Below are 12,459 nucleotides of genomic sequence, written 5' to 3'. Positions count from 1 at the left end.
TTGGGCGGCGACGCGCCGAGGAAGACGGACTCGGAGACGGGGGCGGGTACCGGCGGCGAGGAGGTCGCGCTCGTCGTTTTCAGGCTCGGCGCCGAGGAGTTCGGCGCTCCAGTGCTCCAAGTGCGGGAGATCCTGAAACTCGAATCGGTGACTCGCGTCCCACGCGCCGACCCGGAGGTGGAGGGTGTCATGAACCTCCGGGGCCAGATACTCACGGTAATCGACTTGAGGCGTAGACTCGGGTTCGACGCTCGCCCACCGGGAATGCAACCGCGCGTGATCGTCGTACAGAACCCCGGCTCCCAACCCGTGGGCCTCGTCGTCGACGAGGTCACCGAGGTCCTTCGCGTCGGGGCGGACAGTCTCGAATCGACTCCTCCGCTTGTCCTCACCGAACAGTCGCAGCGCTACCTTCGGGGGGTAGCCAAGATCGGCGACCGCCTCATCATACTCTGCGACATCTCGGCACTCGTGACACCTTCCGTACAGCAAAAGAGCGGAGCCGGTGTCCCGCCGTGATGGAGGAGTACCGCGACATCTTCGTCGAGGAGGCGAGGGAGCACCTTGCGACGATCGAAAAGCGGCTTCTCGACCTTGAGGCGGACCCTTCGAACCGCGACGCGTTGAACGAGATCTTCCGCATGGCGCACACGTTGAAGGGGATGTCGGCGACCGTGGGCCTAAACAAGCTCGCCGAGGTCGCCCACCGCGCCGAGTCACTGCTTGACCAATTGCGTAAGGGCGAGCGCGGAGTGGATCGCCCCATAATGGATCTTCTTCTCGCGGCCCGCGACAGGATCGCCGTGGGTGTGGAGGCGATCGCGGCGAGCGGGACCGAGCCCGCGTACGAGGACATGATCCAAAGACTCGAGGCGGCCGCCGCGCAACCCTCCGCGCCCCCGGTGGGGGCGGCGTTCACGATCAAGGTCATGCTCGATCCCGCGACCCCGCTAAAGGCCGCGCGCGGGATAATCGTCGTGAAGACACTCGAACGCATGGGCCGTGTCATCTCATCGGAACCTTCCTTGCAGGCCATGGTCGATGGCACGGGACCGGAATCCGTCACGGTCGCTTTCGAAGGGTCCGTTCCAAAAGACGAGATCCACACACGTTTGGAGGCGCTTCTTGACGTGAGAACAGTGACGATCGGCGGCGGAGCGGGATCAAGCACTGCTACGGGGCGTCAGGAAGGCGCGGGAGTCCAGGACGCCGGGCCGGTGACCGCGCCTTCGCCAGCGTCGCCGACCGGCGTCTCATCCTCGGCACGCGCCACGCCGCCCTCCGAGGCAGCGCCAAGCGTGCCCGGCGAAACCGCTTCGACGACCTCGGCCGACGCATCCACTTCGAGTGGTGCGAAGACACAGGCCGCCGCTTCGCAACCACCGGCCCTGTCGGCGAAGTCGACCTCTGGTGCGTCAACTTCGCCGCCCGCTACGCCGAAGACGACAAGCATCCGCGTCTCGACGCAACAACTCGAGACGATCGTCGACACGGTGGGCGAACTCGTCATCTCGAAAGCGCGCCTCCTGGAGATGAGCCGCCAATTGGAGCAACCGGCTCTTCTTGAGGCGCTCGGGCGCATCGACCGCTTGACGTCAGACCTCTACGACAACGTGTTGAAGACCCGGACACTTCCCCTCGGCACGGTCTACGACAGGTTCCCGCGCATGGTCCGCGATCTCTCCGCCGCGCAGGCGAAGGAAGTGGAACTGGCAGTGAAAGGCAGGGACATCGAACTCGACCGGGCCGTGATGGAAGAACTCTCCGAACCGTTGCTTCATCTCTTGCGAAACGCCATCGACCATGGCGTCGAACCGGCGCTCGAACGGGAGAAGAACGGGAAGCCAAGGAAAGCGACGGTGACGATAGACACGCACCGCGAGCACAACCGCGTCGTGATCGAGGTGTCGGACGATGGGCGGGGGATCGATCCGGAAAGAATCAAACGGAAGGCTATCGAGAAGAACATCGTAAGCCAACGGGAGGCCGAAGGCTTGAGCCTCAACGACACGTACCTTCTTCTTTGCCGGCCCGGCTTCTCGACCGCCGAGAAGGTCACGTCGACGAGCGGGCGGGGCGTCGGGATGGACGTCGTCAAGAACTGGGTCGAATCAGTCGGAGGGTCCCTTCGCATCGGTTCGGAACTCGGCAAAGGCAGCCGCTTCACACTGCGTCTGCCGCTCACCCTAGCGATCCTCCAGGGCCTCATCGCACGCGTCGGGAGCGAGCGTTACGTCCTCTCGATAGATGCGGTGGAAGCGACCGTCGACCTCGTCGAGACGGGTGTGCGGACGATCCACGGAAAGGAGGTCTTCTACCACGGCGAGGACGTCGTGCCCTTGCTGCGCCTGTCGCGCCTATTGGCGGTACAGGACGCCGGGGAGGAACGCTACGCCATCATCGTGGAAAAGCATGGTCGAAAGGCGGGCCTTGCGGTCGATGAGGTGATGGGACAACAGGAGGTCGTGGTCAAGAATTTTGACCGCAGCGTCATCAAGTCGCGCGAGCTCGGGGGGGCGACCGTCCTTGGGGACGGTACCGTGGCTTTGATCTTGGATGTTGCCGGGATAATGGAATCATAGTGTCGACGGGCCACCGGAGGGTACGCGTCGCTCGTCGTCGGGCGTTTTGGTTCGGCGGAAACCATCCTGCTTTTGGTTCGGCGGAAACCCTCCTCCTTTATGTTGCGGGGGAATATGGGAGGAACGGGTGAGCGATGACGGCGAGTTCCGGACCTGAGAAGAAGAACGCATCCATCGTGTCCCGGCGGACGTCGGCCGCCGCCCCGGAAAGTTCCTCTGCAGGCCGCGATCCTCCTCACGCCGCGGTCGGACCGTCCGTCGCCCCGCACGATCCGGAGGCGCCGCGTGCCAAGGAACCCGAGATCCTTTTCCGGACAACCGACCAACGGGTGATCCTCGAGACATTCGAAAAGGTCAAGCCCGAAGCCGCGAAGGACGGTATGGTCCCCGTGGTCACGAAGCGCGGCGCCGATTATTGTCTCTACCTCATCGAAAAGCCGGAGGCCAAACGGGCGAAACCGAGCCTCAACCTCGCCCTTCTCATCGTGACGACGCTTTCGACGACACTCGCCGGCGCGGTTTTCGCGTACGGGTATTTCTTCACCGTCCCGATAGACTTCATCCCGCTTTTCACCGACCCCGGGCACCTCTTGAACGGTTTCCTCTACTACGCGTTGCCACTCATGACGATCCTCGTCGTCCACGAGGCGGCGCATTTCTTGGTCGCCAAGCGTAGCGGAATGAACCCGAGCCTTCCTTTCTTCATCCCGATACCTCCACCCATCGGTTTCACGGGAACGTTCGGAGCCGTCATCAGCGTGAACGAGCCGATGCCCTCGAAGCGAGCACTTGTGCGCGTCGGCTCATCGGGACCGCTTGCTGGTTTCATCGCAAGTGTCATCGTCGTATTCATCGGTCTCTCGCTGTCCACGAGTCAGCCGGGGGCGATCGCCCCGCTTGCGACCGACGCGTCAAGTACAGGCACACAGGTCGGGATCAACTCGCCGCTCATCTACGACGTGCTCGGCCTTCTTCTTGGCGTCTCCCTCGCCCAAGCGGTCCACCCGGTTGCTCTGGCGGGGTGGGTCGGGCTCCTCGTGACTTCGATACAACTGCTTCCCGCGGGACAACTAGATGGAGGTCATGTGTTTCGCGCGCTTTTCGGGGACAACGTGAAGTACTTCGCGTATGCGGTGGTTGCCGTGCTCGGGATTCTGGGATTGACCGCTCTCACGGGAACGGATATCGCGGGGGTCCGTGGTTTCGAGGGTTGGCTCATCCTCGCCGCCATAGTGCTTTTCACGGGTCTTGCGCACCCGCCGCCGCTTGACGACGTCACACCGCTAACGACGGCGGACAAGATCCTGGGTATCGCCTGCCTTGTGGTGCTGGTCCTGACATTCATGCCGCAGCCGATCGTCGCGTAGTCATGCCAGCCGCAGGGGATCGGGGCGGGCCAGACCGACAACTTTAACAATATGTGCAGACACATATACAACATATGGCCAACATGACGCTCGCGGTGCCTGAGGACCTCTTCACGCTGATCAAGAAACACCCCGAGATAAAGTGGAGCGTGATAGCTCGAGAAGCCATGTGGGACTATGCACGCCGCGTTGATCTCATGGAGAAGCTCGCGTCCAAAAGCAAGCTCACGGAGAAAGACATCGAGGAAGTCGGTCGCAAGATCAAGAAGTCGCTTGCAAAGCGGTACGAGGCCGAGGCGTGAAGCCGGTCCTCGACACGAACATCGTCATCGCTGCGCTTCTGCGGGACTCGACGTCGCGCGCAATCCTCGCCTCCCCCGTCCACACTTTCATTCTACCAGAGCACGGGAGAGCCGAGATCGAGCGCCATTTGGACGATCTCGTTGCCCGCATGGGCATGTCGAGAGACGAGGCCGAGTTGTTGCTCGCCCTCATCACGGCGCGCGTGGAGACCGTTCCTGAAAGCGACTTCCGATCGCATCTTCCCGAGGCCCGTAAGATCATGCACGACCTCGATCCCGAGGACGCCGTCTTCGTCGCCGTCGCTCTCTCCGTCCCGTGCGATGGCATCTGGACTCAGGACAAAGCTCTCCGCAAGCAGACACGCGTGCGGACATTCACGACAGCCGAAATGGTGGAGACGATGGACAACGCGGGCACCCGGCCACAGAAGGGCTGAGGTCTCAAGACCATGATTTCGAGCAAGAACTAGCCCGAAGACTTGATCGTCGCGATTCCTAAGACTTTCATTTCCTTCTTGAGCCGCGCCTGCGAGTCTTCCCCACCCTCGCCGCGGTCGCCGCCTTTCCCCGGATCGCAGGCGCGGCGTTCTTGAGCACCCGGTCCACAATCTGGGCCGACACGCCGACGTACGATTCCGGTCGCAGGGCCTCATCGAGTTCGGGTCGCGTGAGTATCGCCGAAACGCGCTTGTCCGAAAGGAGCGAATCGCGGAATTCCCGCCCGGTCATGGCCGATGAAAGCCCCTTCGCAAGCGCATGGGCGCGAGCGTCCTCGGCCGCCATCGCCGCGGTCCGAACGATTTCATGCGCGTCCTGGCGTCCCATGCCGTTCGCGGTGAGCGTGATGACGACGGATTCGGCCATCACCTCGCTCGACATGAGGAGGTTTCGGCGCATCGCCTCCGGATAGACCTCCAGTTCGTTGAAGACGCGTACGGCGTCGGATAGTATGTGGTCCGTGAGGATGAGGGCATGGGGGATTATCACGCGCTCGCCGCTCGAGTTCGACAGGTCGCGCTCGTGCCATTGCACGGAATTCTCGTAAGCCGGGGCAAGCAGTGCGCGTACCACCCGCGCGAGGCCGCTTATCCGCTCGCAGCGGACGGGATTGCGTTTCTGCGCCATCGTCGAGGAGCCTACTTGGTTCGCTCGATCGAAGCCTTCGGCCACCTCGCCGATCTCGTTTCGCTGGAGGTTACGCACTTCCGTTGCGAACTTTTCCAGGGAGGCTGCGAGGTTCGCGAGTATCGCGAGGAGTTCGTTGTACCTGTCGCGTTGGACGATCTGTGTGGCGGCCTCCTCCATGCCGATGCCGAGGTCGGCGGCGACGAGCCGTTGGATCTCAAGGGCCTTGGGCCCAAGTCCCGCGCCGGTGCCCACGGCGCCCATCACTTTCCCGACGAGGATGCGTCCCCTGGCTTCGCGTAGTCGTTCGAGGTGGCGGCGGGCCTCGGCGAGGAAGACCGCTATCTTGAGGCCGAAAGTCATCGGCACGGCGTGCTGGCCGTGGCTTCTTCCGACGCAGACCGTGTCACGGTGCTCCTTGGCGAGGCGAGCGAAGGCCCGCATGAGATCGATGAGGCGGGCCTCGACGATGTCGAGCGAGGAGCGTAGCATGAGCGCGTTGGCGCAATCGATGATGTCGTAGGAGGTCGCGCCATAGTGCACGTAGCGCCCGGCCTCTGGCGAGCACTTTTCCGTCAACGCCTTCACCACCGCCATGAGGTCGTGTTGGATCTCCTTCTCGATGGCCTTCACGCGCGAGACCTTCACGTCCTTGGTCGTCGCTTTTCGGCCGATCTCGGTGGCTGCCGAACGGGGGATGATTCCGAGCCTTGCCTGTGAGCGCGCCAGGGCGGCTTCGACCTCGAGGAGCCTGCCGAGTCGGCCTTCCTCGGCGAATATTGTTCGCATCTGGAGCGAGCCGTAACGGTAGTCGAGCGGGCAAGCGAGAAGCTCTGACATCGCGTCTTCCAGAGGCACGGGGCCTTATAAATTGTGTAGGCGCGGAGGGCGCTAGCCTTGACAGGGGGAAAGCGACCATGACCTGTCAAAGTCGGGCCGTTTTGGGACTTCCACGGTACGTAAGTCCAACGAGCGCCGCTCTTGGCCGAGGTGCTTTGGGTGGAGAATTTCAACGTCCAGTGTCGGTCTTGCGAGCGGGTGTTCGAATCAACGGTGGCCGTCCCGCGCTTTGGAAAGCCGGTCTTCGGTGAGATGATGCACAGTTGCCGCTGGTGCGGGTTCGCTTCGGGCTACGCGAGTTGGGAGCATTTCCGGCTGGCCAAGCCTTCGGCGATTGGCGTCGAGCGTCTTACCATGCGGCCCAATGGGGGCGAAGAGCGTCTCGCGCTCGGCCAATGACCGGGCGAACGTTTGGCATAGCTCATAGGAGCGCCCACGGACGGGGCATACGCCGGGAAAGTCGGCAAATAGGGTCGGTCTTACCTGCAGCATGACCTAAACAGGATTGAATGAATTCACCTCCAGTTTAATACGGTCGGCGTCGCATGCACCGGCCCGTGGCAAGCATGCGTCCTCAAACGTTCCCGTCGCAACGCCATGAAGAGCGCCGCTCCGATGCGAGAACGCTACGCGACAAGAAGCGCCTCACACGGCTCCTTCTCATGTTCGAGGTCTCGCAGGCCGAGCCCGTCCGGCCGAAACAACTCGCAGACGCCGTGGGCATGACGATCCAAGGCGTCTTGAACCATCTCGATGAACTCCGGCAAGCAAGGCACGTGGAGCATTCGAGCGACGGGTACAACCTCAGTGCCCTCGGGCGCCAAGAACTGTTAGAGTCGATGCTTGACATCAAGCGTTACGTGGACGACGCCGTCCTCCGTTTGAACGTGATCGACGCCTGCTCGGCCGTCGCGGGGAACAAGATCAGGGAAGGCGATCCTTTGGGGCTTTTCATGGTCGAAGGCGAGCTGGTCGCTTTCGGCGGGCGTGATTCCTCGTCAAAGGGCAAGGCGCTCTCGTCCGCCGAGCGCGGCGAAGAGGTGCTCGTGGGCGACCTCGAAGGTGTGGTCGAAATAAATACGGCGCGGCTTAACCTTGTCCGAGTCCCGGGGGCGCGCGAAGGCGGCTCACGACGGTTGGGGACGCGCGCACTCCAAGCCTCCCTTGGCGACCTCGACATGCGCACCGTGCACGCCGGCGCGGTAGGCACGGAGGGGCGGGCGGCGCTTCGACGGCTCGGATTGGAGCCGGCCTTCCGCTTCGCCCCCGTGCAGGCGGCCTTCAACGCAGCCCAGCTCGGCCTTGAAGCGCTTCTACTCGTCCCCGGGCCAGAGATGAAGGAGGTCCTCGGGGAATTGGAGTCGTACAACGCAAGCGCCCCGGAACGCGTCCCGATCGCGATCTTGAGTCCCGGAGGACCGGCACGCTTTGCGCGTAGGGATTGAAGGCCTCCGCGTCTTTCAAAACGGCGCCTTGATGCTCGATGTGAGGTCGCTCGACATCGCCTCCGGCGAGCGGGTGCTCCTCGCCGGCGCCTCGGGCTCGGGAAAGAGCACGCTGCTCATGGCCATCGCCGGGCTTTTCAAGAGCGATGCAGCGGCCGCCGTCGAGGGCCACATCAGATTGGATGGTGTCGATGCCGGTAAACGAAGCCGCGAAACGGCGAGGCGCGTAGGGTTCCTCTTCCAAGAGAGCGAGAACCAGTTCTTGGCCGAGGACGTCGAAAGCGAACTCATCCTCCGCGACGCGCTTCTAGGGCTTCCCAAGGCGCGTGCCGACGTTCACGCACGTGCCGCTTCATCGGGGCCCGGGAGCACGGGGGCGACGCGTTACGAGCGCTTGTCCAATCTTGGACTCGACGCATTCGCGGACAGGCGGATTGATTCGCTGAGTGGCGGCGAATCGCGCCGCGCGGCCCTCGCTTGCCTACCGGGATCAGCCCCGCTTCTCCTTCTTGACGAGCCGCTCAACGGCCTCGACGCGCATTGGCGAAAAAGAATCCTGGGCGACATCGGCACACGCTCCGCTGATGCGACCGTCATCATCGCCGAGCACCGGTGGCGCGACGTCATGCCGCACGTCGAGCGGGTCGTCGCGCTCCACGAGGGTGTCGTGGTTTTCGACGGCAGGCCCTCGGTCTTCATGGGGCGGACGGCGGCCACCGAGGCCGCGCGCGGGCGAGTGCACGGCGCATGGGACGCCCGGGCACGCGGGAAGGGCCCGGTCGCAGAAGGCCCACACGGCCTTCAAATCGCGGGCCTTGAGGTGAGCCTTGACGGTTTTTCGCTCGGGCCCATCGATCTGTCGTTGGGTCGCGGCGTCACGATGCTACTTGGCGACAACGGCTCGGGTAAGACTACGCTCTTACGCTGTTTGGCCGGGTTCGTGCGCCCAAACGCCGGGAACATCACGCTCGAAGGCAAGCCCCTGGCGCCGCTCGAATCGGGGGAGAGGGCAAGGCAGGTGGGGCTCGTCACGCAAAGGGCCGCCGATATGCTCTTCTCGCCTACCGTCGCCGAAGAACTCGCCTTCGGCCCGGAGAATCTCGGCGTCCCCGGAAGCGCCGCGGCGCTCGTGGAGGCGTTGGCGCTTGAACCGCTTCTAGACCGGCATCCCGCGTCCTTGAGCGGGGGGGAGCGCCAGCGTGCGGCGATCGCGGCGGCGCTTGCACACGATCCGGCCGTGCATCTGTTCGACGAGCCCACGGTGGGCCTTGATGCAAAGGGGTTCGCCGGTCTTTCCCGCCTCATCGAAAGAGCAAGGAGCGACCATGTCGTCGTGATCGCCACGCACGATGACAGGCTTTTCCCGCTCGCCGACGCATCAGTCCATTTGGAAAGCGGCCGCCTTGAGCGACGCCCCGAGGTCGTCCCCGCAAGATGACCGCGACGGCGTGGAGGCCGGCCGTCGATGACCTACGAGACGTGTCCTCACGGGACGAAGGACCCTTGGTGGCTGCGACGAGGAACGGTGCCTTCGAGCGTGAGACGCGCGTTTCGTCGCAAGGCTCCAGGCGACCGGTGTCGCCCTACGCCAGGGTGCCGGTCGCCGCCCGGTCGTCGGTCCCCTTCATCCTCACGCTCGTAGCTCTCATGGGGGCCCCGACGGTCCTCGTCCTCGACGGGCTCCTTTGCGCCACCATCCTGGTGGTGGCATCGAGGAAGCGGGCGATCTTGGATTCTGGTCGCGCCTTCTTCCTGATCGTCCCGCTTCCCATCATCTGGGCGGTCACGAATCCCACGCCGCCCTTCGTCGAGTTGGGCCTCGCTAGAGTGTCGGTCCCCGGCCTCCAAGCGGGCAGTCTCCTCTTTGTGCGCTTCGCGGTCGTGATACTCGCCATCGGCGTCGCACGGTCGACCGTTTCGGGCGGTGAATGGATGCGCATTCTCTGCGGCCTTCCCGGCGTCGCGGTCCTTTTCGCCGGGACGGTCCGGTTCGCCCCCATAGCGATCCAGGAGTTGAAGGCCATCAAGAACGCCCAGGACCTTCGAGGTCTGGCGCTTCGCGGGAAAGCGGGAAGGAAGCGTTCGCTACGGGCCCTCGTCGTCCCCGCGTTCGTGCTCTCCGGAAAACGGGCGAGGAACCTGTCGCGGGCCCTCGTCGTCGCGGGTTACGAGGGCGAAGCGACGCGGGTGGGATTGGTCATCGCCTTCGCCTCGCTCGCCATCGCGGGGCGGTTGCTTTTCCTCTGGATCCCCAACGTTGCCCTCACATATTTCGTCGTCTTCATCGCAGGCGTAGCCTACGGGACGCGCGTCGGTTTCCTCTCGGGATTATTGGCGATGGCCGCTACGGATATCGCGCTCGCAAGCGGTGGAGCGGGGATATTGGTCAATGCGCTCCCCATGGCGCTCCTTGGCGGTGTGAGCGGCCTCTTGGGCCGCGTAGACTTCGGGCAGAAGGGCGATTCGCCGCTCCCGATAGCCGCGGTACTCGCGGCCGTCCTCGGTTTCGCGTTCAGCATCTTCTTCAGCGTTGCGGCGGATTCGCTCTCCTTTGGACTAGCCGTCGTGGCTGGCGCCCCGCCGGACATGACGGTGTACATGGTGGTCGTCGGGGGCGGGCTCCTTTTCAACGGCCCGGCCGCCGTCGCGAATTCGGCCCTTTTCGTCGCGCTGTCGTATCCCGTCCTATCGACCTTACGCCGTGCTGGTCTGGTCCGTCCACGTGAAGCGCCCCGGGAAGGTATAAGCCGCGTAGGGCTGTACGGCGTCAAACCTGCTTGATTGTAATCAAGTGTGTTTGAATGGATGGTGTTGCGGGGTTGACGAAGGTGCTTCTCGTGTGGGTTGTGGGCTTGGGCTTGACTGCCATGGTGCCGATGCAAGGCGCTGCGGCCACGGCGGAAGATGATGCGGTGGCGCTCGGCGTCTCGTACATCAAAGGGCGGATCTCCCCCGACGGCTCGATCGGGGGGCTCGGCGATTCGTACTGGGCCGCCATCGCCCTCGCCGCCGCAGGCGAAGACGTCTTCGAGGTGAGAAGCTCGCCGACCGCACCGAGCCTTGGCGACCACCTCTGCTCGAGCGGAGCGGGCATCCCGCCGACCGCCACGAACCGCGAACTCGCCCTCGCGGCCGTCGTGAGCATAGGTGGCGATCCGCGCGGTTTCTGCGGTATCGACTACGTGGCAGGTGTCGAAACGTATTTTGACGGGACCCAGGTCGGCTCTCCGGATCTTTTGAACGACGATTATTTCGCGTTGATCGCGCTTGGCGCGGCGTGGCAGAAGGGGTATTCGGTGGACGCCCAGGTCCTCGAGAAGACGAGGGATTGGGTCTTGGCGAACCAATTGCCCCACGGTGGCTGGGGGTACGCCCGCGCAACGGAGCCGTCGGGCTTCGTGTTAGGAGGCGGCGCGGATGTCGACGATACCGCCGCCGCTCTCATGGGCTTACGTCTCGTAGGGGAAAGCCCGGACTCCGTCGCATCGTTGACCGGGTTGAACTACATGTCGTCGTTCCAGGACAAGACATCGGGCGGGTGTGGCTCCACAGTGCTCGACCCCGTTTGGTACGGCTCCGCCTCGACGGCGAACAGTGCAAGCACGGCCTGGGCCGTAAGCGCCATCCGCGCCTTGGGCGGCGACGCCAGAAGCTCCACATGGACGACCCCCGCCGGCGAGGACCCTGTACAATTCCTCTTGGCGCTCCAAGGCAGCGACGGCCATTTCGATTGGATGAGAGACAACCCCGGATTCGGTGGACCATCGACGACACTCACCGCCTTTGCCGTCATCGGCCTCACGGGAACGCCGCTAGTCGTGGTCTAAGTGAAGATGGGTCTGTTCGTCGCCGTGGTCGCCCTCGCGCTTCACGCCAGCGCCGCGCCCTCAATGTCCGAGTCCGGCCTGGCACTTCACGTGCGCGTCGAGGGGAGGAACAGCCACATCTGGGACGGCTTCGTCTTTCTCGAAGGACCTGTGAACGTCACGGCGACCGGTGGCACAAACTACTCGTTGGAGCCGACAACGCCCTTGGCGGCGCTCGTTGCCGCCTCGCGATCGGGCGGATTCCGACTCGGCGTGAGCGATTGGAACGTGGACTTGGACTTCACGGTGGCAAAAGTCGGGGAAGAATACTGGGATGATGGGTCCCATTGGTGGGAATACCGGGTAAACTATGTGGCAACGTACTACGGCGTGCACAAACAGTGGATCCGTTACGGGCCGCCGTTACAGGATGGTGATGAGGTCCTCTGGTACGTGGACGATTTCGACATGGTCCACCCGCTACGTCTCGGGTTCCCGGATCAACCGCCGTCGAAGCCGGGTCTTGGCCGCCTCGCCTTCGTAGAAGCGGCCTTCCCCGACTTACAGCACCGCGCCGGAGCCTCGTGGCCCGAACAGACGTGGCGCGCGGCCTCTCAAGGGACGCTGAACGTCTCGGGATCGAGTTACGGCTTCACGGCGGGTTTCGCTTTCGTGTCGAGCGCGGACCAGTGCGAGGACGCGGTCGCGGAAAGCGCTGGGCACGTCCGGTCGCGACTGGTCATGGTCCCGTGCGAGTAGAGGGGGTGTGGTCGAGCACCGCGACGGAAAGCGGCGCCTTTGGGCCGTCCGCCGTCCACGGCCAGCGCATCACATGCCGGTGGCTTGACGTGGCACCCTCGACTATCGCCATGTGAGGGACGCGGGCCCAACCCGTGGCTTGGTAGACCGGCCAGTATTGAAATATACTTTGACGACCAGTTATCGTCGCTGATGCACTGATAGTCACAAGCGACTTTGGTCGCGTTTAAATA

The 12,459-nt window shown here is 63.7% G+C and carries 12 protein-coding genes; 11 read left to right on the top strand and 1 reads right to left on the bottom strand.

The window, feature by feature from the left end:
* From HY556_11850 to HY556_11830, 5 genes are all read left to right on the top strand, one after another.
* A complete protein-coding gene (locus HY556_11850) occupies nt 1-519 on the top strand; it encodes a purine-binding chemotaxis protein CheW (protein MBI4394469.1) in 519 nt (172 codons plus the stop codon).
* Complete coding sequence (locus HY556_11845) at nt 516-2,582, top strand: chemotaxis protein CheA (protein MBI4394468.1); 2,067 nt, start codon at nt 516-518, stop codon at nt 2,580-2,582. The genes HY556_11850 and HY556_11845 overlap by 4 nt, the downstream gene beginning before the upstream one ends.
* A gap of 134 nt (nt 2,583-2,716) precedes the next feature.
* Complete coding sequence (locus tag HY556_11840; protein MBI4394467.1) at nt 2,717-3,949, top strand: site-2 protease family protein; 1,233 nt, start codon at nt 2,717-2,719, stop codon at nt 3,947-3,949.
* Between the two features lie 74 nt (nt 3,950-4,023).
* Nucleotides 4,024-4,251: a hypothetical protein gene (locus HY556_11835; GenBank protein MBI4394466.1), complete on the top strand. Its 228-nt coding sequence runs from the start codon at nt 4,024-4,026 to the stop codon at nt 4,249-4,251.
* Nucleotides 4,248-4,688 carry a PIN domain-containing protein gene (locus HY556_11830; protein MBI4394465.1) on the top strand — a complete coding sequence of 147 codons (441 nt, stop codon included), beginning with the start codon at nt 4,248-4,250 and terminating at the stop codon, nt 4,686-4,688. Before HY556_11835 ends, HY556_11830 begins: the two co-directional genes overlap by 4 nt.
* A gap of 67 nt (nt 4,689-4,755) precedes the next feature.
* On the opposite strand, the gene HY556_11825 is transcribed toward HY556_11830, so the two are convergent.
* Nucleotides 4,756-6,216: an adenylosuccinate lyase gene (locus tag HY556_11825; protein MBI4394464.1), complete on the bottom strand. Its 1,461-nt coding sequence runs from the start codon at nt 6,214-6,216 to the stop codon at nt 4,756-4,758.
* Between the two features lie 141 nt (nt 6,217-6,357).
* On the opposite strand from HY556_11825, the gene HY556_11820 reads away from it, so the two are divergent.
* The 6 genes from HY556_11820 to HY556_11795 all read left to right on the top strand — a co-directional run bounded on the left by HY556_11820 (nt 6,358) and on the right by HY556_11795 (nt 12,226).
* Nucleotides 6,358-6,615, top strand: coding sequence for a hypothetical protein (locus HY556_11820; GenBank protein ID MBI4394463.1), 258 nt, complete (start codon nt 6,358-6,360; stop codon nt 6,613-6,615).
* Between the two features lie 158 nt (nt 6,616-6,773).
* Complete coding sequence (locus tag HY556_11815) at nt 6,774-7,661, top strand: hypothetical protein (protein MBI4394462.1); 888 nt, start codon at nt 6,774-6,776, stop codon at nt 7,659-7,661.
* A 31-nt stretch (nt 7,662-7,692) separates the two neighbouring features.
* A complete protein-coding gene (locus HY556_11810) occupies nt 7,693-9,099 on the top strand; it encodes an ABC transporter ATP-binding protein (protein ID MBI4394461.1) in 1,407 nt (468 codons plus the stop codon).
* Between the two features lie 68 nt (nt 9,100-9,167).
* Nucleotides 9,168-10,442, top strand: coding sequence for an energy-coupling factor transporter transmembrane protein EcfT (locus HY556_11805; GenBank protein MBI4394460.1), 1,275 nt, complete (start codon nt 9,168-9,170; stop codon nt 10,440-10,442).
* A gap of 77 nt (nt 10,443-10,519) precedes the next feature.
* The gene (locus HY556_11800; GenBank protein MBI4394459.1) at nt 10,520-11,488 is read left to right on the top strand and encodes a terpene cyclase/mutase family protein; all 969 of its coding nucleotides are present in this window, start codon (nt 10,520-10,522) and stop codon (nt 11,486-11,488) included.
* Entirely contained in the window at nt 11,489-12,226 is a 738-nt protein-coding gene (locus HY556_11795) for a hypothetical protein (protein ID MBI4394458.1), read from the top strand.
* The last annotated feature ends 233 nt before the right edge of the window (nt 12,227-12,459 follow it).

This window comes from Euryarchaeota archaeon (genome assembly GCA_016207515.1).
Lineage (GTDB): Archaea > Thermoplasmatota > SW-10-69-26 > JACQPN01 > JACQPN01 > JACQPN01.
Note: the sequence above shows the minus strand (reverse complement) of the source record. Positions and strands in the feature narration are given on the sequence as shown.

Bases quoted from the DNA above. Each gene is read 5' to 3' on its own strand.
- HY556_11840 (MBI4394467.1), top strand. From the start codon at position 2,717: ATGACGGCGAGTTCCGGACCTGAGAAGAAGAACGCATCCATCGTGTCC.
- HY556_11825 (MBI4394464.1), bottom strand. From the start codon at position 6,216: ATGTCAGAGCTTCTCGCTTGCCCGCTCGACTACCGTTACGGCTCGCTC.
- HY556_11835 (MBI4394466.1), top strand. From the start codon at position 4,024: ATGGCCAACATGACGCTCGCGGTGCCTGAGGACCTCTTCACGCTGATC.
- HY556_11810 (MBI4394461.1), top strand. From the start codon at position 7,693: ATGCTCGATGTGAGGTCGCTCGACATCGCCTCCGGCGAGCGGGTGCTC.